This is a genomic window from Streptomyces sp. NPDC021100, from assembly GCF_044333095.1.
Classification (GTDB): domain Bacteria; phylum Actinomycetota; class Actinomycetes; order Streptomycetales; family Streptomycetaceae; genus Streptomyces.
Genome location: NZ_JBIRQH010000001.1, coordinates 735,221 through 757,318, shown reverse-complemented (window position 1 = coordinate 757,318; position 22,098 = coordinate 735,221). Strand labels below are relative to the sequence as shown.

The 22,098-nt window shown below is 71.2% G+C and carries 17 protein-coding genes; 6 read left to right on the top strand and 11 right to left on the bottom strand.

Annotated elements, in window-relative coordinates:
* Positions 1-1,032: 1,032 nt before the first annotated feature.
* Complete coding sequence (mgrA, locus tag ACH4PU_RS03420) at positions 1,033-2,076, bottom strand: L-glyceraldehyde 3-phosphate reductase (protein ID WP_398265118.1); 1,044 nt, start codon at positions 2,074-2,076, stop codon at positions 1,033-1,035.
* Positions 2,077-2,202: 126 nt separating this feature from the next.
* On the opposite strand from mgrA, the gene ACH4PU_RS03415 reads away from it, so the two are divergent.
* The 4 genes from ACH4PU_RS03415 to ACH4PU_RS03400 all read left to right on the top strand — a co-directional run bounded on the left by ACH4PU_RS03415 (position 2,203) and on the right by ACH4PU_RS03400 (position 7,606).
* On the top strand, positions 2,203-2,964 hold the full coding sequence (locus ACH4PU_RS03415) for an isoprenyl transferase (protein ID WP_398265116.1): 762 nt from the start codon (positions 2,203-2,205) through the stop codon (positions 2,962-2,964).
* A 441-nt stretch (positions 2,965-3,405) separates the two neighbouring features.
* Positions 3,406-4,728, top strand: coding sequence for a PhoH family protein (locus tag ACH4PU_RS03410; RefSeq protein ID WP_398265112.1), 1,323 nt, complete (start codon positions 3,406-3,408; stop codon positions 4,726-4,728).
* A 512-nt stretch (positions 4,729-5,240) separates the two neighbouring features.
* On the top strand, positions 5,241-5,978 hold the full coding sequence (locus ACH4PU_RS03405) for a transglycosylase SLT domain-containing protein (protein WP_398265109.1): 738 nt from the start codon (positions 5,241-5,243) through the stop codon (positions 5,976-5,978).
* Positions 5,979-6,178: 200 nt separating this feature from the next.
* Positions 6,179-7,606, top strand: a complete 1,428-nt coding sequence (locus ACH4PU_RS03400; protein WP_398265106.1) for an AI-2E family transporter — start codon at positions 6,179-6,181, stop codon at positions 7,604-7,606.
* 170 nt (positions 7,607-7,776) lie between these two features.
* Here the strand turns inward: ACH4PU_RS03400 and ACH4PU_RS03395 are convergent, their stop codons facing one another.
* A complete protein-coding gene (locus ACH4PU_RS03395) occupies positions 7,777-8,310 on the bottom strand; it encodes an alkyl hydroperoxide reductase (protein ID WP_004941958.1) in 534 nt (177 codons plus the stop codon).
* A gap of 11 nt (positions 8,311-8,321) precedes the next feature.
* Positions 8,322-8,876 (bottom strand): peroxiredoxin, encoded by a 555-nt coding sequence (locus ACH4PU_RS03390; RefSeq protein ID WP_185941816.1) that lies wholly within the window; start codon positions 8,874-8,876, stop codon positions 8,322-8,324.
* A 132-nt stretch (positions 8,877-9,008) separates the two neighbouring features.
* On the opposite strand from ACH4PU_RS03390, the gene ACH4PU_RS03385 reads away from it, so the two are divergent.
* Positions 9,009-10,031 carry a LysR substrate-binding domain-containing protein gene (locus ACH4PU_RS03385; protein ID WP_398265101.1) on the top strand — a complete coding sequence of 341 codons (1,023 nt, stop codon included), beginning with the start codon at positions 9,009-9,011 and terminating at the stop codon, positions 10,029-10,031.
* A 14-nt stretch (positions 10,032-10,045) separates the two neighbouring features.
* Here the strand turns inward: ACH4PU_RS03385 and ACH4PU_RS03380 are convergent, their stop codons facing one another.
* The 6 genes from ACH4PU_RS03380 to ACH4PU_RS03355 all read right to left on the bottom strand — a co-directional run bounded on the left by ACH4PU_RS03380 (position 10,046) and on the right by ACH4PU_RS03355 (position 15,840).
* Positions 10,046-10,660, bottom strand: a complete 615-nt coding sequence (locus ACH4PU_RS03380; protein WP_398265098.1) for a Uma2 family endonuclease — start codon at positions 10,658-10,660, stop codon at positions 10,046-10,048.
* 134 nt (positions 10,661-10,794) lie between these two features.
* On the bottom strand, positions 10,795-13,314 hold the full coding sequence (locus ACH4PU_RS03375) for an FtsX-like permease family protein (RefSeq protein ID WP_398265095.1): 2,520 nt from the start codon (positions 13,312-13,314) through the stop codon (positions 10,795-10,797).
* Positions 13,311-13,997, bottom strand: a complete 687-nt coding sequence (locus ACH4PU_RS03370) for an ABC transporter ATP-binding protein (RefSeq protein WP_398265092.1) — start codon at positions 13,995-13,997, stop codon at positions 13,311-13,313. Before ACH4PU_RS03370 ends, ACH4PU_RS03375 begins: the two co-directional genes overlap by 4 nt.
* Positions 13,994-14,518, bottom strand: coding sequence for a PadR family transcriptional regulator (locus ACH4PU_RS03365; RefSeq protein ID WP_398265089.1), 525 nt, complete (start codon positions 14,516-14,518; stop codon positions 13,994-13,996). The genes ACH4PU_RS03370 and ACH4PU_RS03365 overlap by 4 nt, the downstream gene beginning before the upstream one ends.
* Before the next feature lie 99 nt (positions 14,519-14,617).
* On the bottom strand, positions 14,618-14,896 hold the full coding sequence (locus ACH4PU_RS03360; RefSeq protein ID WP_398265086.1) for a hypothetical protein: 279 nt from the start codon (positions 14,894-14,896) through the stop codon (positions 14,618-14,620).
* A complete protein-coding gene (locus tag ACH4PU_RS03355) occupies positions 14,893-15,840 on the bottom strand; it encodes an SPFH domain-containing protein (RefSeq protein ID WP_398265083.1) in 948 nt (315 codons plus the stop codon). The genes ACH4PU_RS03360 and ACH4PU_RS03355 overlap by 4 nt, the downstream gene beginning before the upstream one ends.
* Positions 15,841-16,044: 204 nt before the next feature.
* Here ACH4PU_RS03355 and ACH4PU_RS03350 point away from each other — a divergent pair, with 204 nt between their 5' ends.
* Positions 16,045-18,345, top strand: coding sequence for a transglycosylase domain-containing protein (locus ACH4PU_RS03350; protein WP_398265080.1), 2,301 nt, complete (start codon positions 16,045-16,047; stop codon positions 18,343-18,345).
* Between the two features lie 97 nt (positions 18,346-18,442).
* Here the strand turns inward: ACH4PU_RS03350 and ACH4PU_RS03345 are convergent, their stop codons facing one another.
* Together ACH4PU_RS03345 and ACH4PU_RS03340 are read right to left on the bottom strand one after the other, a co-directional pair.
* Positions 18,443-19,921, bottom strand: coding sequence for a catalase (locus tag ACH4PU_RS03345; RefSeq protein ID WP_398265077.1), 1,479 nt, complete (start codon positions 19,919-19,921; stop codon positions 18,443-18,445).
* A gap of 136 nt (positions 19,922-20,057) precedes the next feature.
* The gene (locus tag ACH4PU_RS03340; RefSeq protein WP_398265074.1) at positions 20,058-22,037 is read right to left on the bottom strand and encodes a SpoIIE family protein phosphatase; all 1,980 of its coding nucleotides are present in this window, start codon (positions 22,035-22,037) and stop codon (positions 20,058-20,060) included.
* Positions 22,038-22,098: the final 61 nt, after the last annotated feature.

Below are 22,098 nucleotides of genomic sequence, written 5' to 3'. Positions count from 1 at the left end.
CCGACCATGACACGAATCGCCAGCCGTGACGTGGCTGTTCACCTTCCGGCTGGGGGTGACGCTTCTCCTGGACGCCGCTTGCCGTGGCCGGCCGGTCTCCGTGGAAGTTCCGTCGCGGAGCCTGGTGAAGAGGACGTCAGGGTGCCGATCGAGGCCGGCCGGACGGCGACGATCAGCACTGTTCCGTGCTCGGCCTGAGGGTTCGCGAACAGCTCGCGGAGCTTGCCTAAGGCCGGAGGTCTCTTGCGGAGCCACGCAAGACGGTAACGAAGGGGAAGGGGGCCCAGGGAAGCCTGTGGTCCGGCGATCGGGGTGAGCGCCTCGCGGCCGTCATCCGCCCCCCCCGACACTCGGACGGCCGCCTCGCCCCCCCATTCGGCCCACCCCCGTCAAGTCGGCGACGAGTTTGTGCAACATTTCGATGACGGTGACGGACCGCACTGCCGGCAGGTGATCACTTGGCTGGTTCTACACCGTAGCCCCAGTGCTGACATGGAGGAACGGGGGTTCCGCGGCCTCGACCGCCGAGCGTTACAAGATCAACAACTGTGCCGAAAGTCAGCGCGCCACGCTATGTCACCCCCGCCGATGCGCGATGCACCCCCTCCGACCGGTTATGGTGGAAACCCCCCCTCGGGCCGGTCCGTATCCCCCCCACGGACCGGCCCGTTTTTCATGGGCGGATGTCACTCTCCGTATGGATTCGTGCGACTCCGGGCAGTTGTGATCCGGATCCGGTGGAATTCCCCCGCCGCAAGGGCGCCGGAATCACCCACGATTCATGCACAAATCATTCGTGAAGCGTCTACGCGAGGCGTGCGGGACACCTGTCGGATGCCTGTGGCCGATGGGCGGGGCCGGCCGCGCCGGCCGGCCCCGCGCGGCCGCAGGTCGCCGCCCACCCCGACCGGCGCCGTCCGCTCACCACGGCCCCCGGCGCCCGGCCCCCGGCACCCGGCCACCACCCCTCGTACCCCTCACGCTCCTCTCACCCCACCCGCGCATCCGTAGGCCCGCGATCCCCGTAGACCGCTACGAGCCGCCCCGATTCGCCCAGATGTTGACCCCTTCCGCGCTCACCGCGAAGGAATCGATCTCAGCCAGTTCTTCCCCGGTCAATTCCGGTCCCTCCAGCGCCGCCACATTCGCCTCCAGCTGCCCCACGCTGGAGGCGCCGATCAGCGCGGAGGTCATCCGCTCGTCCCGCAGCACCCAGCGCAGCGCCAGCTGCGCCAGGGACTGCCCGCGCCGCCGCGCGATCCCGTCCAGGCCGCGCAGCCGACGCAGCATGTCCTCGGTGAGCAGTGTCGGGTCCAGCGACGTCCCCTTGGCGGCCCGCGAGCCCGCCGGCACGTTCCCGCCCAGGTACTTGTCCGTGAGCAGCCCCTGGGCCAGCGGCGCGAAGGAGATGCAGCCCATGCCCTCGTCCTCCAGGACGTCGAGCAGCCCGTCGTCCTCCGTCCAGCGGTTGATCATGGAGTAGGAGGGCTGGTGGATCAGCGCGGGCACGCCCATCTCGCGCAGCAGCCGCGCGGCCTCCCTGGTCTGCTCCGCCGTGTACGAGGAGACGCCGGCGTAGAGGGCCTTCCCCTGCCGGACGGCGGACGCGAGGGCGCCCATCGTTTCCTCCAGCGGGGTGTGCGGGTCGAAGCGGTGCGAGTAGAAGATATCGACGTAATCGACACCCATTCGGACCAGTGACGCGTCGAGGGACGAGAGCAGGTATTTCCGCGAACCCCATTCGCCGTACGGCCCGGGGTGCATCAGATAGCCGGCCTTGGTGGAGATGAGCAGTTCGTCGCGGTAGGGCCGGAAGTCCTGGGCGAAGAGCTTGCCGAAGTTCAGCTCGGCGGAACCGGGCGGCGGTCCGTAGTTGTTGGCCAGATCGAAGTGGGTGACGCCCAGGTCGAAGGCGCGCCGGAGAATGGCGCGCTGCGAGGCCAGGGTGCGGTCGTCCCCGAAGTTGTGCCACAGTCCGAGGGAGATGGCGGGCAGTTTGAGCCCGCTGCGGCCGCTTCGCCGGTACTCCATGGAGTCGTAGCGAGTTTCGGCCGCGCGGTAGTGCGAATCGGTCATGTCGCCACTGACTATCACGGCCCGGTGACCGGCCGAGTTGGGTCCTCGCGACACGCTGGCAGTAATGTGGCGCCCTCGGGTGCCCGCAGTGGCGGGGAACCGCAGTGGCATGGAGGGGCTGGAAACGTGAAGTTGCGCGACCTGGTGTACAGGCTCTACGCACACCGGGTGGAAGGCCGCCTCGATCACGCCCAGGTGCCCAAGCACATCGGCGTCATCCTGGACGGCAACCGCCGCTGGGCCCGTGCCGACGGGCGGACCCCGGAGCAGGGTCACCAGGCCGGCGCGGACAAGATCCAGGAGCTCCTGGGCTGGTGCGGCGAGACGGACGTCGAGGTCGTCACCCTGTGGATGCTCTCGACCGACAACCTGGACCGGCCGGCGAAGGAGCTGAAGCCGCTCCTCGGCATCATCGAGAACACGGTTCGCGGGCTGGCGGCGGACGGCCGCTGGCGCGTCCACCACGTGGGCCAGCTCGACCTGCTCCCGGCCGAGACGCAGACCGTCCTGAAAGAGGCCGAGCAGGCCACGCTCGACGTCAAGGGAATACTCGTCAACGTGGCCGTCGGCTACGGCGGCCGGCAGGAAATCGCGGACGCCGTCCGTTCCCTGATCCTGGAAGCCGCCGACAACGGCACGTCCTTCGAGGAACTGGCCGAGTCGGTCGACATCGACCACATCACCAAGCACCTCTACACGCGCGGCCAGCCCGATCCGGACCTCATCATCCGTACCAGCGGCGAGCAGCGGCTGTCCGGCTTCATGCTCTGGCAGAGCGCGCATTCCGAGTACTACTTCTGCGAGGTTTTCTGGCCGGCCTTCCGAAAGGTCGACTTCCTCCGCGCACTGCGTGATTATGCGGCGCGCCACCGGCGTTACGGATACTGAACGGACGTGTCGGGCGCGGGCCTCCGGGGGCTCGCCGTACGGGTCGTCACGGCCCTTGTCCCGCATGTGCGCTGGGCGATTGCCCGATGTCACAGCGTTGCCGGCCGGGCCCCCGTAGCGGTCCGGTGATCGGTCGTTCACCTGCTCGTCGCATATGCCGTTGCATGGTCAAGCGCTTCGGCGGGAATATCCCCCACAGGCCGGCGGTCGCCCCAATGACCGTCGCTCTGCCAGCGGGCGGCATGGGGCCGCCCGCCCGGGAGGCCCTTTGCAACGGACGAAGCCCGCGACGGCTGAGCGGTGCAGGCGGATTCTGCCGCCCCTGCGGGCCGCGCGGAGGACGTGGAGGGCCGTCGACCGGCCCTCGAAGGGCGTGGACCCGGCCCCTTCCCCGCGACCCAGGTCGCGTCCAGACCTCTCCCCGAGGGGGTTCGTGCACCCGTGGTGACCAGCAAGAAGCGCCGTGAGAACGACCGGCGCACCTATGTCCTCGACACCAGCGTCCTGCTGGCGGATCCAGGCGCCATGTGCCGCTTCGAGGAGCACGAGGTGGTGCTGCCCGTCGTGGTGGTCACGGAGTTGGAGGCCAAGAGGCACCATCCGGAGCTCGGTTACTTCGCCCGGAAGGCGCTGCGCCGACTCGACGAGTACCGGGTGCAGTTCGGCCGGCTCGACGCGCCGATCCCCATCGGGGAGCTCGGCGGCAGCCTGCGGGTCGAGCTCAACCACTCCGATCCGGCCATACTCCCGGTCGGCTTCCGCCTGGGCGACAACGACTCGCGCATCCTCGCGGTCGCCCGCAACCTCCAGGCGGAGGGGTACGACGTCACGGTGGTCTCCAAGGACCTGCCGCTGCGCATCAAGGCGTCGTCGGTGGGCCTGCTGGCCGAGGAGTACCGGGCGGAGCTGGCCATCACCGACTCGGGCTGGACGGGGATGGCGGAGCTGTCCGTCACCGCCGAGCAGGTGGACGAACTGTTCGCCGCCGAACGGACATACGTCCCGGAAGCGGTCGAACTGCCCGTCCACACCGGCCTGGTGCTCCAGTCGCCGCGGGGCAAGGCGCTGGGCCGGGTGACGGCCGACGGCGCGGTGCGCCTGGTCCGCGGCGACCGCGAGGCGTTCGGCATCCACGGGCGCAGCGCCGAGCAGCGCGTCGCGCTGGACCTGCTGCTCGACCCCGAGGTGGGCATCGTCTCGCTGGGCGGCCGGGCCGGTACGGGCAAGTCGGCGCTGGCGCTCTGCGCCGGCCTGGAGGCGGTGCTGGAGCGTCGGCAGCACCGGAAGGTGATGGTGTTCCGTCCGCTGTACGCGGTCGGGGGCCAGGAGTTGGGCTATCTGCCCGGCAGCGAGTCGGAGAAGATGAGCCCCTGGGCCCAGGCGGTCTTCGACACGCTCTCGGCGGTGACCACGGCCGAGGTGATCGAGGAGGTCGTGGGGCGCGGGATGCTGGAGGTGCTGCCGCTGACGCACATCCGCGGGCGGTCGCTGCACGACGCGTTCGTCGTCGTGGACGAGGCACAGTCGCTGGAGCGCAACGTCCTGCTCACCGTGCTCTCCCGCATCGGCGCCAACTCCCGTGTCGTCCTCACCCATGACGTGGCCCAGCGCGACAACCTGCGGGTCGGGCGGTACGACGGGGTGGCGGCGGTGGTGGAGAAGCTGAAGGGGCACCCGTTGTTCTCGCATGTGACCCTGACGCGTTCGGAGCGGTCGCCGATCGCGGCGCTGGTCACGGAGATGCTGGAGGACGGGCGCATCTGACGGGCAGCCGGACGCGGTCTGTCCGGCGAGGCCCAGCGGCAACGCCCGGTGACAAGACCGAGTGGCAACGCCCGGAGACAACGCGCGGCAAAGCCTGGGAGCTTAGCCGCGCGTTGTGCCGCCGCGCCGCCATTCCCGGAATTCCGGTGCGCCGAACATGGTGTGACGTTTCCCACGCAACGCGGAATTGCCTCCGAGCGTGCGCGTCGGGCAGAGTCTGGTTCCTGTCAGGCCCCGCATACGGCACTTGCACCTCGGGCTCCCCAGGGAGCGCGCGGTTCACCGCCCTTGAACCGGCGAGTGAACCGACAACTGAACAGCGTCGCCGTATGCCGCCCGAGCACCGTACGTACCTCCCGCACCGGGAAGTTCACCGACGGCCCGCCGGGCCAGTGCCTCCAGTGACCGGCCGGTCCCGCGATGCCGCGGCTCCGTACCAGCAGAGGCCAGCGTCAGGGGCGCGATCGCGTCCGCGAGGGTCATGTGCGCGGACGATGCTGGAAGGAAAGCGTGTGAGCCGGATCTCGGTCCGGGGATTCGCCGTGGCCTCCGCCACCGCGGTCACCACCGTCGGCGCCGTCGTGGGCGTCGCCCAGGGCGACGAGCAGGGTAAGACGACGACCGGCGGAGTGCAGGCCGCCGCGGCCGACACGACACTCCTCGCGGAACTTCCCGCCGGGCAGAACGCCGTCCAGACCGCTTCGCTGACGGAGCAGGCGGACACCCAGGTCGGCGTGGCCCAGACGATCGCCAAGAAGGAAGCCGAGGAGGCCGCCCGCAAGCAGGCCGCCGAGGACGCCAGCGCCAAGAAGGAAGCCGCCGAGGCCGCCGCCAAGAAGGAGGCGGAGGAGAAGGCCAAGGAGAAGGCGGAGAAGGACCGGGAGAAGAAGGACAAGGACGAGGTCGCGAGCCGTTCGGCGACGCGCGATTCCGTCGACATCCCGGTCAAGGGCTCCTACAGCGCCGCCGAGGTGCAGGCGATAGCCCGGCAGATCGTTCCCGCCGACCAGTTCCAGTGCTTCAGCAACATCGTGAACAACGAGAGCAGCTGGGACTACACGGCCACCAACGCCTCCTCCGGTGCCTACGGCCTCGTCCAGGCGCTCCCCGCCGAGAAGATGTCCTCCGCGGGCGCCGACTGGCGGACCAACCCGGCCACCCAGATCAAGTGGGGCCTCAGCTATATGAACGAGCGGTACCACAGCCCGTGTGGCGCGTGGTCCTTCTGGCAGGCCAACAGCTGGTACTAGGCCCACGGCCGGTATCAGGCTCTCCGGCGCGCGCCGCGCTACGCTTCCACGAGCCCCCGACCTCAACCGGTCGGGGGCTTTGTGGGTCTTCCGGAGGGAACGCGGGCCCCACGGGCGGAAACCTTTCGTCTCCGACCCAGGGGGCCCAGGTAACGTTCATGCCGGATGGCCGCGGGGGATGTGGGGGTAGAGGAAGAGAAATGTCCAGATTGCCACAATGGCTCGGCAGGGCCGGCTCGGGCCTGACGCGGCTCTCCCAGCGGCTGGAGGAGCGCAAGGCGCGCACCGACCCGGACGGTGTGCCCGCCTGGGCGCGACCGCCGGCCGGCGGTTCGACCCCCGGGCGACCGGTCCAGGAGCGGGCGGACGGGGAACCCGCCGCACCCGAACCCGCAGGACCCGCCGCGCCCTCCCGGACCGGATCGGCCGAATCCGTCGAATCCGCCGAACCGCCCGCCGCCGCACCCGACGAGGCGCCGGCCCCAGGGTCGGCCCCGGCCGACCGGACCCCGCCCCCCTCCGCCGCGGCCGTCCTCGCCGAACCGCCGCGCCCCGACCCCGTCGCCGCCGTGCCCTGGGGCGTACGCGTCGCCGCCGAGGCGGGCTGGCGACTGCTGGTGCTCGCGGGAACGCTGTGGGTGCTGATGCGCGTCATCAGCGCGGTGGAACTGGTGGTGCTGGCGTTCGTCGCGGGCCTGCTGATCACGGCGCTGCTCCAGCCGACCGTCGCGACGCTCGTCCGGCGGGGCCTGCCCCGGGGACTCGCGGCGGCCCTGACCTTCATCTCGGGCTTTGTGATCATGGGGCTGGTCGGCTGGTTCGTGGTCTGGCAGGTGATGGACAACGCCGACGACCTGTCCGGGAAGCTGGAGACGGGCCTCCACGACCTGAAGGAATGGCTGCGGACCAGTCCGTTCCACGTCACCCAGGACCAGATCGACAACATCACCGACAACCTGACCAAGGCGCTCCGGTCCAACACGGACGAGATCACCTCGGCGGGCATACAGGGCGTTCAGGTCATCATCGAGACCCTGACCGGCATCGTCCTGGCGATGTTCACCACCCTCTTCCTGCTCTACGACGGGCCGCGGATCTGGCGCTGGGTGCTCAGGCTCGTGCCGAGCGCGGCCCGCGAGGGTGTCGCCGGGGCGGGGCCGCGCGCGTGGGCGACCCTCACCGCGTATGTGCGGGGCACGGTGATAGTGGCCATGATCGACGCGATCTGCATCGGCATCGGCCTCTACTTCCTCAAGGTGCCGATGGCCGTGCCGCTGGCCGTCTTCATCTTCCTCTTCGCCTTCATCCCGCTCGTCGGTGCCGTGGTCTCCGGCGCGCTGGCGGTCGTGGTGGCGCTGGTCACGGAGGGTGTCTTCACGGCGACGATGGTGCTGGTGGTCGTGCTGGCCGTGCAGCAGATAGAGGGCCACGTCCTCCAGCCGTTCATCCTCGGCCGGGCGGTCCGTGTCCATCCGCTGGCGGTCGTGCTCTCCGTGGCGGCCGGCTCGATGATCGCCGGGATCGGCGGCGCGGTGGTGGCGGTACCGCTGGTGGCGGTGACCAATACGGTCGTCGGCTACCTGAAGGCGTACTCCCGGGGCGAGGTCCCGGGCGAACGCCTGGAGTGAACCGGCCTGGACGCGACGCCGGCCACGGTTCCACGGCCCGGACGCGACACCGACCGCGGCCCCACGGCCCGGACATGACGACGCCGGCCGTGGCTCCACGGCCGGACATGACGACGGCGGCCCGCCGACCAAGGAGGTCGGCGGGCCGCCGTGCGTACTACGGGGTGTGCTCAGCCGTTGAGAACGGCCTCGGCGTCGAGCGTGGCGCCGACGGCCTGGAGCACGGAGGCGATCTTGAACGCCTCCTGGATCGTCTCGCGGGCCACACCGGCCTTGCGCAGCACCTGCTCGTGCGAGTCGAGGCACATGCCGCAGCCGTTGATGGCGGAGACGGCCAGGGACCACAGCTCGAAGTCGACCTTCTCCACGCCCGGGTTGCCGATGACGTTCATCCGCAGACCGGCGCGCAGGTTGCCGTACTCCGGGTCCGACAGCAGGTGCCGGGTGCGGTAGTAGACGTTGTTCATCGCCATGATGGCGGCGGCGGCCTTGGCGGCGGTGTACGCCTCCGGGGACAGGTTCGCCTTCGCCTCGGGCTCCAGCTCGCGCAGGACGATCGGCGAGCGGGTCGCGATCGCGCAGGCGAGGACGGTGCCCCACAGCTGCTGCTGCGGGAGGTCGGAGTTGCCGATAACCGAGCCGAGGTTCAGCTTCAGGTCCTTGGCGTAGTCCGGTATGGCGGACTTCAGTTCATCGAGAGCCATGGGGAATCAGCTCACTCGCCCGAGAGGAGCGCGACCGGGTCGAGGGTCTCGTCGCCCTTGCTCCAGTTGCAGGGGCACAGCTCGTCGGTCTGCAGGGCGTCGAGGACCCGCAGGACCTCCTTGGGGTTACGGCCGACGGAGCCGGCGGTCACCATGACGAACTGGATCTCGTTGTTCTGGTCGACGATGAAGACGGCGCGCTGGGCGTAGCCGTCCTCGCCCTCGACGCCGCACGCGCGCATGAGCTCGTGCTTGGCGTCGGCCAGCATCGGGAAGGGCAGGTCACGCAGGTCGGCGTGGTCCTTGCGCCAGGCGTGGTGGACGAACTCCGAGTCACCGGAGACGCCGAGGATCTGGGCGTCGCGGTCGGCGAACTCGTCGTTCAGCTTGCCGAACGCGGCGATCTCGGTCGGGCAGACGAAGGTGAAGTCCTTCGGCCAGAAGAAGACGACCTTCCACTTGCCCTCGTAGGTCTTGTGGTCGATCTGCGCGAAAGCCTTGTCCGCGTCGAGGTCCACACAGGCGGTCAGGTCGAACTCGGGGAACTTGTCACCGACAGTGAGCACGCGCTCTCCTTGCAGCGAAGAAAGTCCCTGGTTGCGGACTTTCTGCGGGGTTGGACGTGATCCACCCTGCCACAGGAGGCATTGATAGCGGAAATAGTTAGACTGATTGGTGTTGATCGGAGGTGGTTATCGATGGAGTCGTCCATACCGCGGAACCGGGCCGCCCGGGGCGCCGCGCCCCAGGAGCCGGCCACCCGCCCGGGCGGCGCGAAGACGTCGTCCGGCCGGCCCCGCCAGCCCAGCCTGGCCCAGCTCAGGGCGTTCGCGGCGGTCGCCGAGCACTTGCACTTCCGGGACGCCGCCACGGCCATCTCGATGAGCCAGCCGGCGCTCTCGGGCGCCGTCTCGGCCCTGGAGGAGTCGCTCGGAATTCAGCTCTTCGAGCGTACGACGCGGAGAGTGCTGCTCAGTCCGGCGGGTGAACGGCTGGCCGCGCGGGCCCGGACGGTGCTGGACGCCGTCGGCGACTTCCTGGAGGAGGCCGAGGCCGCCCGGGCGCCCTTCACCGGCGTGCTGCGGCTGGGCGTCATCCCCACCGTGGCGCCGTACCTGCTGCCCACCGTGCTCCGGCTGGTCCACGAGGTCTATCCCGACCTCGATCTCCATGTGCACGAGGAGCAGACCTCGTCCCTCCTCGACGGCCTCACCCAGGGCCGGCTGGACCTGCTGCTGCTCGCGGTGCCGCTCGGCGCCCCCGGGGTCACCGAAATACCGCTGTTCGACGAGGACTTCGTCCTGGTCACACCCTGCGACCACGAACTGGCCGGGCGCGCGGACGTCCCGCGCAGCGCGCTGCGCGACCTCGACCTGCTGCTCCTGGACGAGGGCCACTGCCTGCGCGACCAGGCCCTCGACGTCTGCCGCGAGGCGGGCCGCGCCCCCGGCGCACCCGTGGCCACCAGCGCGTCCGGCCTGTCCACGCTGGTCCAGCTCGTCGGCGGCGGGCTCGGCGTCACACTGCTGCCCCGGACGGCCGTCCGCGTCGAGGCCGCCCGCAGCGACCGCCTCGCCACCAGCTGCTTCGCCGCGCCCCCGCCCTCCCGCCGGATCGCCCTGGCCATGCGCTCGGGCGCGGCGCGGCAGAGCGAGTTCGAGGAGTTCGCGGACGCCCTGCGGGACGCGCTGAGCTCGTTGCCGGTCCGCATCGTGGGCTGAGCGGGCCCCGGCTCTCAGTCGACGGCCCCCGAGGGCTTCAGCCGCAGGAGCGTGTCCACGGACAGCTCCACCTCCGCCCCCACCGACTCCGGAAGCGTGAAGGTGCTGCCCGGAGCGTGGACGGTGTGCCGGTACTCGCCGTCCTTCGGCTCGGTGAGGACGTGGACACGCTGGTGGCGGCGGTCGACGATGACATAGACCGGCACGCCCACCTCGGCGTAGAGGGCGGCCTTGTCCCGCAGGTCCGTCCTGTGGTTGGACGAGGTGACCTCCAGGACCAAGCGGAAGACGGCGGGGTCGTAGCAGTTGTACCGAAGCCGGTGCTCGGTGTAATCGGCGTCCACCAGGGCGAGGTCGGGGATCACATAGTCGTCCTCCCCCGTGGGAAGCCACATGCCCAGGGCCTGGATCAGCCTGCTCTCGCCGCGGTGCAGCGCGGCCATGGCCAGCATGACGTCGGTCAGGACCTCGCCGTGCTGCCCGTCCGCGGGTGGTGCCACGTGGATCTCTCCCCCGAAGATCTCGACACGGTATCCGGGGAAACGCTCGGAGATCTCCCCGGCCGCGTCCAGAAGCGAATGCGGCTTTCGGACGTGGTGGCCGTAAGGCTCTACTGGTGCTGCGGACATGAGGTGCCTCCTGACGTCCGGTGTCGAGACCATCATCGTAGGCCGGTACAGCCGTTCCGATCCCTTGCACAGGTGTTCACTCGCAGGGGGGAACAGCACCCCGGAACCTCACCTGACCTGTGGTAAACCGCCCGCTACTCCGTCCGCAGCCCCTCCGGCCGCGTCACCCGCAGCAGCACCGGCAGGGTGGCGAGGGTGACGACGGCGATGAGGCCCACGCCCGCGCCGGTCACCGGCAGGAACGCCCACCAGTCCGCGACCCGCGCGTCCGTCAGCCGCAGGACGGCCCAGCCCAGGCCCAGGCCGCCGGCCACGGCGACGGCCATGCCCAGCAGCACCGGGATCGCCGTCTGCCACAGCACCGACCAGGCCAGGGTGCGGCGGGGGGTGCCGACGGCCACGAGGGCGGCCAGCATGCGCCGCCGTTCGCGGAGCTGTTCCAGCGTGGTGACGAGCATGCTCGCGCCGATCAGGGCCAGCATGCCCGCGGCGCCCAGCAGCAGGCCGCGGTGGACCAGCGGATAGTTGTCGTCCTTCACCACGCCGCCCAGCCGCTCGATGCGCAACGTGGGATCGATGCCGGCCGCCGTGTTGCGGACCCTTTCGATGGCGTCGGGGTCGCCCGGCTCGGTCCGGACGGCCAGCCGGGTCCTGGCGTCGGGCAGGGCGGACGCGTCGACGGCCGACGGGGTGGCGAGGACGCCGTCGGGGTGCTCGCCCGTCGGATCGGGCCGGGTGCGCACCACGCGCGCGGAGTCGGGGACGGTCCACCGGTACGGGCGCGCCGCGGCGTCGGTGTACGGGTCGGCGACGACCTTGGTGCCCGGACCGAACGCGTCGGCGTGGCCGGGCTCCTCGGAACGGCCGAGGAAGACGTCGCCGTCCCGGCAGGAGCCGATGTCGGCGAGCTCGGCGAGGGTGGCGCAGTCGCCGATGACGACGCTGGTGACCGTGTCCGGCTCGCCGTCCTTCTCGATGTACCGCTCCACGTACCCGGCCGCCGCCCGTACGCCCTGGGTGCGCCGGAGCCGGTCCACCCAGTCGTGCACCTGCCGCGGGGAGCCGACCGTGTGCGAGCCGACGAGCTGCGAGTGGGTCGCGAGCGCCTCGGGCGATGTGTCGAAGTCGCCGCGCACACCCGTGAAGACCGTCTGTACGGCGATGGCCCCGGCGACCGCGACGGTGATGCCGCTGATCGCCCGGGCCGCCGGACCGCTGTTCAACTGGAGTCTTCGCACAGCCAGTTGCCAGGACGGCGGGCCGCCGCGCAGCCGGGTGACGAACGCCTCGACGGCCCACGGCAGCAGTGCCGTGACGCCCAGCAGCAGCAGCGCGGCGCCGATGGCCACCTGCCAGGCGTCCATCGGCACGCCCGGCAGTTCCCCGGTCGCCCGGCCGAACGCAGGGGTGAGCAGGACGGCCCCCAGCGCCGGCACCAGCAGCCGCCACCACAGCCGGCGCCGCCGGGGCGCCGTGCCGCGTACGACCCCGAGCGGTTCGACGGCGACGCCGCGCAGGGTGAACAGGGTGACCGCGACCGCGCAGGCCGGCACCGCGACGGCGATCATCGCCATCGTCCAGGGCGCCGGCAGGACGTCGGACGGGAAGACCCCGGTGTCGCGGATGGTGAGGTCACGGGCGTACGCGCGCAGCGACAGGAAGACCGCCGTGCCGGCGCCCAGCCCGAGCACCGCGCCGGTCAGCGCCTCGCCCGCCGCGATCCGGCGGACCATCCGCAGGTCCGCGCCGATCAGCCGCAGCGCGGCCAGCCTGCGGTCGCGCCCCGCGCCGCCGAACCGGACGGAGGTGCCTATGAAGACGGCGACCGGCGTCAGCAGCACCACGCAGGTAAGGACGGTGAGGACGATGAGGACCGGGCTCATCGGCGTGTCCGGCTCGTCGTACCCGAACCGGTCGACGCGCTTGGCGCCCGTCGCCGGGCCGATGCGGTCGCTGCCCGCGTAATAGAGGAGCTCGTCGGGTCCGACGAGTCCCGCGTCGCCGATGGTGCCGACCGTCCGGTAGGCGGCGAACCGGTCGCGGAGCAGCGCTCCCCGGTCCGATGCCAGCAGCGCGGCGAGCGCGGGGGAGACCACCATCTCGCCGGGCTCCGGGATCCGGTCCACGCCCGGCGGGCGGGGCGCGTCCGGGCCGTCCGCGGTCAGCAGCCCGCCGGTGACGGGCTTGTCGCGGAAGTCGGTGCCGACCTCCTGGTAGAGCAGGGTGTCCGGGCCGCGCCGGGCGTCCCGCTCGGCCGGGTCCCGGAACTCGCCGGTGACGCCGACCGAGCGGGCCGCCTCCCGGGCGTGCCGGTGGGCGAGCATCGACGGCACGGACGCGACGAGCAGCAGCAGGGCCACGCCGAGGCCGACGCCCACCGCCGTGAGCGCGGTCCGCAGCAGTCCTTCGCGGCCGCCGGCGACGGCGTACCGGGCGCCGAAGCACAGGTCGCGGAGCCAACGGGCGGGGCCGTGGGGGCCGGTGGGGCGGGAGGCGCGGGGCGAGGTGCGGTCCTTGCCGGGGGGCGTGGGGCGTACGTCGCGCGGGCGCACCTCGTCGTCCGGGTGCACCTCGTCGCCCGTGTCCCGGGCCGTCGTGCGGACGTCCCCGTCGTCCGGATCCCGGTCCACCGCGCGGACGTCACCGTCCGTCACAGCACCCCCGTCATGTCCCGCACCCTGCCGTCGCGGACGATGACCTCGCGGTCGGAGTACGCGGCGACCCGCGGCTCGTGGGTGACGAGGACGACGGCCGCGCGCGTCTCCCGGGCGGCGGCGGTGAGGAGCTCCATCACCCGCTCGCCGTTGAGGGAGTCGAGGGCGCCGGTCGGCTCGTCCGCGAAGATCACGCGGGGTGTGGTGACGAGCGCGCGGGCGACGGCGACGCGCTGGCCCTGGCCGCCGGACACCTCGCCGGGGCGCTGGTCGCGGGCGTCGGCGACGTCCAGCCGCTCCAGCCAGTGCAGGGCCCTGGCCTCGGCCTCCTTGCGTCGGAGGCCGGCCAGCCGCAGCGGCAGGGCCGCGTTCTCGACGCACGTCAGCTCCGGCACCAGCCGGCCGAACTGGAAGACGAAGCCGAACTCCCCGCGCCGCAGGGCGCTCCGCTCGGCGTCCGGCAGGTCCGTCAGGCGCCGGCCGTCGTAGGTGACGACGCCGTCGTCCGGCCGCACGATGCCGGCCAGGCAGTGCAGCAGCGTGGACTTGCCGGAGCCGGAGGGGCCCATGACGGCGACGACCTCGCCCGGGTGGACGGAGAAGTCGGCGCCGTCGAGGGCGCGCGTCGGGCCGTAGGACTTGCGCAGGCCGACGGCGCTCAGCAGGGAGCCGGCGGGTATCACGCGCCCACCGCCTCGGCGAGCCGGCCGAGCCGGGTGGCGGTCATGTCCAGCCACCGCAGGTCGGCTTCGAGGTGGAACAGGGCGTGATCGCAGATCAGCTGGTCGGCCAGGTCGCCGGAGCGCTTGCGCTCGGTCAGGCCGCGCATCATCCGCAGGTGCTCCGCCCGCTGGGCGTCGAGCAGTCCGGTGGCGTCCCGCCCGGTCAGCAAGGCGAGGACGATTTTGGTGTAGAGCGTCGACTGGAGGTACGGCTCGGGCCTCTCGGGCCGGGCGAGCCACCGGCCGACGTCGTCGACGCCGGCCTCGGTGATCGCGTAGCGCTTGCGGTCCGGGCCGCTGCCCTGCTCGATCCCGTCGACCTCGACGAGCCCGTTCTTCAGCAGCCGCGACATCGTCGCGTACACCTGGCCGTAGTGCAGCGGCCGGTCGTGGCCGAAGTGGGCGTCGAAGGCCCGCTTCAGGTCGTAACCGTGCCGGGGGCCGGATTCCAGCAGGCCGAGCAGAGTGTGTCCGATCGACATGCCGCGACTGTACAACAGGTCTATACCTTGAGTGTAGAGACGTGGTGTACAGCCGGTCCATCCGGAAGGGCCGCTACCGCCTCTGTCGACCCAGACGCCTCAGCCGCCACTTTCGGTTCCCCGCCTTCTCTCCCGAGGTTCCTCCCGCCCCTCCTCCGACGCGGCCGGGCGCCCGGGCCGGCGGATCGCGCCGACGTTCCGGGGCAGCCGGCCGGCCTCGGCCAGCGCCTTGCGCAGCAGGAACTCGATCTGCGCGTTGGCGCTCCGCAGCTCCTCGGCGGCCCAGCGCGAGAGCGCGTCGTGGACCAGGGGGTCGAGCCGCAGCAGCACCTGCTTGCGCTGCCGCGGCCGGCCTTGGGGTGGCAGGTCGTCCGTCACTGGTACAGGGTGCCGGTGTTGAGGACGGGCTGTGCGGCCCGGTCCCCGCACAGGACCACCATCAGGTTGCTCACCATCGCCGCCTTCCGCTCCTCGTCCAGCTCCACGATGCCCTGCTCGTTGATGCGGGCCAGGGCCTGCTCGACCATGCCGACCGCGCCCTCGACGATCATCTGCCGGGCGGCCACGACCGCGCCGGCCTGCTGCCGCTGGAGCATCGCGGAGGCGATCTCCGGAGCGTAGGCGAGGTGGGTGAACCGCGACTCGACGATCCGGACGCCCGCCGCCGCCACCCGGGCGTGCAGCTCGACGGCCAGCTTCTCGGTGATCTCCTCGGCGTTGCCGCGCAGCGACAGCGCCGACTCGTCGTGGGCGTCATAGGGGTACTCGATGGCGATGTGCCGGACGGCCGCCTCGGTCTGGACGGCCACGAACTCCTGGAAGTCCTCGACCGCGAACCGCGCCTGCGCGGTGTCCTCGACCTGCCACACCACGACCGCCGCCAGCTCGATCGGGTTGCCGTAGGCGTCGTTGACCTTCATGACGGCCGTCTCGTGGTTGCGCACCCGGGTGGAGATCTTCTCCCGGCTGGTGAACGGGTTGACCCAGCGCAGGCCCTCGGTGCGGATCGTGCCGCGGTAGCGGCCGAAGAGCTGGACGACGCGGGTCTCGCCGGGGGCGATGGTGTTCAGCCCGCACATGGCGATGATCGCGCCGAGTCCGACGACCACCCCCGTCGCGATGAGTCCGCCGGCCGCGCCCTTGTTGCCGTCGGCCCCGAACCCGGCGCCCAGGACGATCAGTCCCACCCCGGCCAGCAGTCCCAGCAGCCCCAGCAGCAGGGCGAGTCCGCCCCCGATGTCCTTGGCCGGGAACTCGCGGACGGGCGGCGCGGGTGCCTCGGCCGGGAGTGCGGCGGTGGTGTCGAGCGGTGCTTCGGGCATGACTGTCCCCCTGGATGGTGTCTAGCAATCTGATATCAGTTTATCGCCCTGTACGGTTTCCCGCATCGCGCCGCACCCGGGTTCCGTCCCCCGGGGTGCTATATGTCACGTGCGCCAAACCCTTGATCGATGGGCCTTTGGTCACACTTGCGGTGTTAGCTTCGTGAGCTGGTTGGGGGCGGACAGAGTGGAGCTACGGGAGAGATGGGTCGAGCCGAAGCACGACGGGCGCAGAAGGGCAGTGCCCGCAGCGCCAAGGGCAAAAAGCCCAAAAAGACCGGTATACGCCGCTTTTTCACCTGGAAGAAGCTGCTCGCCTACTTCTTTGGGCTGATAGCCCTGGGCGTGGGCGCCTTCGTTGCGCTGTACCTGTACGTGGACGTGCCGACCGACGGCAAGCACGCCGCGATGGCGCAGGCCACGGTCTACAAGATGCCCGACGGCAGGGTCATCAAGCGGGACGGCGAGTTCAACCGCGAGATGGTCGACTTCTCGAAGATTCCGAAGAACGTCCAGAACGCCGTCATCGCGGCGGAGAACAAGGACTTCTGGGACGACTCGGGTGTAGACCTGATGGGCACCACGCGCGGCATTCTCAAGACGGTCATGGGCGAGGGCAAGCAGGGTGGTTCGACGATCACCCAGCAGTACGTCAAGAACTACTACCTCGACCAGCGACAGACCGTCAGCCGCAAGGTCACCGAGCTCATCATCTCGCTGAAGCTCAAGAACAAGCTGTCCAAGGAGAAGATCCTTGAGGGCTATCTGAACACGAGCTACTTCGGCCGCAACTCCTATGGCATCCAGGCCGCTTCCCACGCGTACTTCAACAAGGACCTCGACAAGCTCACCGTCGAGGAGTCGGCGTACCTCGCCGCCCTGCTCCAGGCGCCGAGCCAGTACGACGTCGTCACGGGGACCGAGACGGGCAAGAAGCTCGCCAAGCAGCGCTGGAACTACGTCCTCGACAAGATGGTCGAGAAGAACTGGCTGGCGAAGGACAAGCGCCAGACGATGAAGTTCCCCGAGGTGAAGAAGCCCAAGCCGGTCACCGGACTCAAGGGCCAGGACGGGTACCTCTACAAGCTGGCCGAGGACCAGGCTTCGGAGATCCTCAAGAAAAAGGGCATGGACATCGGTGCCGGTGGTTACACGATCACCCTGAGCATCGACCCGAAGAGGCAGAAGCAGCTCGAGAACGCGGTCAAGACCGAGCTCTGGGACAAGCTGAGCCCCAAGACCCGCAAGGTCGACAACTACGTCCAGCCGGGCGCCGTCTCCGTGGATCCGAAGACCGGCCAGATCGTCGCCATGTACGGCGGCAAGGAGTGGGCCACGCACCAGATCTCCAACGCCACCCGTGAGGACTACCAGCCGGGCTCCACGTTCAAGCCGCTGATCTACGCCTCCGCCCTGGAGAACGGGTCGACGACCCAGGACGGCAAGCCGATCAACGCCAACACCATCTACAACGGCGACAACGAGCGCATGGTGGTCGGCCCCAACGGCCCGACGGGCTACCACCCGGAGAACGAGGACCAGCAGTCCTACGGACCGCAGACCGTCGAAGAGTCGATGATGAAGTCCGTCAACTCGGTCTTCGCGCAGATGGCCGTGGACGTCGGTCTGGAGAAGGTCAAGAAGACCGCGACGGACCTCGGCATGAACGGCGAGGCCAGGGACTTCGGCGCCCACGCCTCCATGGCCCTCGGTGCCATGAGCCAGAGCCCGCTCCACATGGCCGCGGCCTACGCCTCGCTGGACAGCCACGGCAAGAAGGTCACGCCGACCATCGTCAAGTCCATCAGCCGCAACGGCCAGAACATCGACCTCGACAGCGCGGTCGGCGGCGACGCGATCTCCCGGGGCGCCGCGGACGGTGTCACGGCGATCCTGAAGAGCGTGGTGCAGAAGGACGGTACGGGCAAGGTTGTCCGGAGCGACCGCTACCAGATCGCGGGCAAGACCGGTACCTCCGACGAGGACCGCTCGGCCTGGTTCGCGGCCTACACCCCGGACCTGGTCACCACGGTCGGCGTCTTCGGCGAGGAGCCCAAGGGCGACCACGCCAAGCTCTACGGAGTCGGCGGCGAGGACCGCGTCAACGGCGGTGGCTTCCCGGCGAAGATCTGGGACGCCTACATGTCCGAGGCGCTCGGCGACAACCCGACCGCCGAGTTCGACCTCGACACCAAGAACGGCGCCGCCACCGCGGAGGCCCCGCCGCCGGCCACCACGGGACCCACCGCGACGACGGCCCCGACGACCCAGCCGACCGCCACGCGCGCGCCGTCCACTCCGCCGCCGTCCAAGACGCCGCCGGCCAAGCCGACGACGCCGTCGGACAGGGAGACGAAGCACACGCCGCCGTCCAAGCCGCCGACCAAGTCGCCGCACACCAACCGGCCCACCCCGCCGGACACCGGTGGCCCGGGCGGCCCGGGTGGCCCGGGTGGCCAGGGAGGCCCGGGCGGCGGTGACGACGGCGGGCTGAACCTGCCGTAGCCGCGCTGCGAATCCGACCTGACACGACAAGGGCCGTTCCCCCCACCCGACGGTGAGGGGAACGGCCCTTCGTCATACCCCGGGAACCGGGGGAGCCTCAGCCCCCGTTCACCCGCGCCGCGATGCGGTCCCCGGTCGCCTTGTCGATGTTGCGCCAGTACTGGAGCGCCCGCGAGAGGACGGGGGCGCTGACGCCGTTGAGGAGGTGGCCGGAGACCGTGGCGACGAGGCGGTCGCGGGCCGCGTCGTCGTAGACCTGGCGGACAAGGGTGCCGGCCTGGCCCCAGTCGTCGTCCTCGCGGTGCGGCCGGTACGCCTCGCGGACCATGTCGCCCGAGGCGTGCCAGCCGGCGTTCTCGCCGAACCGGGCCGTGTCGGCGGCCGGGCCGCCGTACGAGTTGGGGGCGTACGGGCGGGCCGTGCGCGACGGCTCGTAGCGCATCGGGCCGTCCTTCGCATACGAGTTCACGCCGGAGCGCGGGCGGTTGGGCGGCAGCTGGGCGTAGTTGGGGCCGACGCGGTAGCGGTGGGCGTCGGGGTAGGAGAAGAGGCGGCCGAGGAGCATCTTGTCGGGGGACGGGCCGATGCCGGGGACCAGGTTGGACGGCTCGAAGGCGGCCTGCTCGACGTGGACGAAGAAATCGTCGGGGTTGCGGTCCAGGGTGAGGCGCCCCACCTCGATCAGCGGGTAGTCGCCGTGCGGCCACACCTTGGTGAGGTCGAAGGGGTTGAAGCGGTAGTCCGGGGCGTCGTCGAACGGCATCACCTGGACGTGCAGGGTCCAGGAGGGGGCGTCCCCGCCGTCGATCGCCTGCCAGAGGTCGCGGCGGTGCCGGTCCGGGTCCTCGCCGGCCAGGTGGTCGGCCTCCTCCTGGGTGAGGCACTCGATGCCCTGGTCGCTCTTGAAGTGGTACTTGACCCAGTGCTTCTCGCCGCCGCCGTTGACCCACAGGTAGGTGTGCGAGCCGTAGCCGTTCATGTGCCGCCAGGTGCGCGGGACGCCGCGGTCGCCCATCAGCCAGGCGACCATGTGGGCCGACTCGGGGGAGAGCGTCCAGAAGTCCCACTGCATGTCGTTGTCGCGCAGCCCGTTGTCGGGGCGGCGCTTCTGCGAGCGGATGAAGTCCTGGAACTTCTGCGGGTCGCGGACGAAGAAGACCGGCGTGTTGTTGCCGACCAGATCGTAATTGCCCTGTTCGGTATAGAACTTGACCGCGAAGCCGCGCGGATCGCGCCAGGTGTCCGGCGAACCCTGCTCACCCGCCACCGTCGAGAACCGCACCAGCGTCTCGGCCGTGGCCCCCGGCTGGAAGACGGCCGCCTTGGTGAACTGGCTGACGTTGTTGGTCACCCGGAACGTGCCGTAGGCGCCGCCGCCCTTGGCGTGGACCACCCGCTCGGGGACCCGCTCCCGGTTGAACTGGGCCATCTTCTCGATCAGATAGTGGTCCTGGAGAAGGATGGGGCCGGTGTCGCCGATGGTGAGCGAGTGTTCGTCGCTCTCCACGGGGATGCCGACGTTGTTCGTGGTGTAAGGAGTGCTCGTTTCCGGAGTACCGTGCGCCGATTCGGTCATGGAAGACGCCTCCCGCAACGGACGAGGTGAGGGCGGCGCCCTCGCCGCCCCCCGCACCGGGCAAGTCAACTCCGCCCGCGGCGGGTTCGGCAACACGGTCCCCGAACCCCGCCCGACCTTGGCCGGTTCGCTGCGGTCAGTACCCCTGAGCGGACGGACCCGGCAGCCCCAGCTCGAACCACACCACCTTGCCCGTGCTCAGCCGGGTCGCACCCCACCGCCGGGCCAGCTTGTTCACCAGGTACAGCCCGCGTCCGCCCTCGTCCGACGGCCGGGCCTGCCGCAGCCGCGGCAGTTGCGGCACGTCGTCGCCGACCTCGCAGCGGAGGACGTCCGTCCGCAGCAGGCGCAGCGTGATCGGCCGCTCCGCGTACCGGACGGCGTTGGTGATCACCTCGCTGACCAGCAGCTCCACCGCGTCCGTCAGCTCCGTCAGGCCCCAGCGGTCCAGCGCCCGGCGGGCCAGCCGGCGCGCCTGGCGGGCGGTCTGCGGGCGCGGATCGAGGAACCAGTACGCGACGTCGCTGGGGGCTATGCCCTCGAAGCGGGCGGCGAGCAGGGCGATGTCGTCGTCCCGGTCGCCCGGGCCGAGCATGCCCAGCACCTCGTCGCACAGGGGCTCCAGCGGCGGCGGGTTGGGGCCGGTGAGGCGGGCGGTGTCGATGAGGCGCTCACGGAGCTGCTCTATGCCCGTCCACACGTCCCGGATCCGCGACTCGACGAGCCCGTCCGTGTAGAGGAGCAGCGTGGCGCCGGCGGGCGCGTCCAGCTCGACGGCCTCGAAGTCCACCCCGCCCACGCCGATCGGTGCGCCCGGCGGCACCCGGAGCACCTCGGCACGGCCGCCGCGGTGCAGCATGATGGGCGGCGGGTGGCCCGCGTTGGCGATCACGATGCGGTGCGAGACCGGGTCGTAGACCGCGTAGAGGCAGGTCGCCATTCGGTCCGAACCCAGCCGCTGGGCCTGCTCGTCGAGGTGGTGCAGCACCTCCTGCGGCGGCAGGTCCAGGCCCGCCAGGGTCTGCGCGGTGGTGCGCAGCTGGCCCATGATCGCGGCGGACGTCATGGAGTGGCCCATCACGTCGCCGACGACCAGCGCGATGCGGTTGCCGGGCAGCGGGATCGCGTCGTACCAGTCGCCGCCCACCCGGGCGGTCTCCGCGGCCGGGAGGTAGCGGCTGGCGAGCCGGACACCGGTGGGCTGCGGGAGGGAGTCGGGGAGCATGGTGCGCTGGAGCTCGTCCGCGATGTACACCTCGCGGCCGTAGAGGACGGCCTTGTCCACGCCGAGCGCGGTGTGGGTGGCCAGCTGCGCGGCCACCAGCAGGTCGTCGCCCTCGAACGCCGCCCGGTCGGGGCGGCGGATGAAGACCGCGGCGCCGATCACCCGGCGGCGCCCGCGCAGCGGCGCGAGGATCGTCCGGCGCCGCTGCGGTACGTGCCGGTCCTCGCCCAGCAGTTCGGGCAGGGCCGCCCGCGCGGCCGAGGAGTCCCCGAAGACCGGCCGGACACCCCGCAGCACTTCCGCGAGCGGCCCGCCTATGCGCACCTCGCAGCGCTCGGCCGCCTCGTCGGCGAGCTCCAGGCCCAGGCCGGGGGAGTCGGCCGAGCCGGACCGGGTCCCCTCCGGCGACCCGGGTGCCTCCGGCGGCCAGACGCTGTCCGTGCCCATGCCGCGCGCGTACTCGGGGAGCCGGTCGGTGCGGCGCAGCCGCAGCACGACGGGGCCGACGGGCCGCTCGTCGCCCACCGGCAGCGGGTCGCGCAGATAGACGAGGATGGCGTCGGCGAAGGTCGGCACGGTGGCCCGGCAGAGGCCCAGCACGATCTCGTCCAGGTCGATGCCGCGGGCGATCCGCCGGGTGGCGGCGCCGACGAAGCGCAGCCGCTCCCCGCTGCCGCCGGGGTGCTGCCCGGCCGCGGGCCCCGTGCCGCCGGGCGGTCCGGCCGCCTCGGAGGTGCTCACGACGGGCCGTACGGGCCGCGCCCCGCGCGGCAGCGGCAGCCCGTCGTCGGGCCGGTCGCCGGGGGCGTCACCGGCGGTACCGCCGGGGCGGGGGCGTGGCGCTTCGGCCGAGGCGGGCGCCGGCGCGGGGGCCGGTGAGGGCGTCGGCACGGGGCTATGCCGGACTGCGGCATTCCGCTGTCCTCCGTGGGAGTCGGTCTGCTCCGTCACG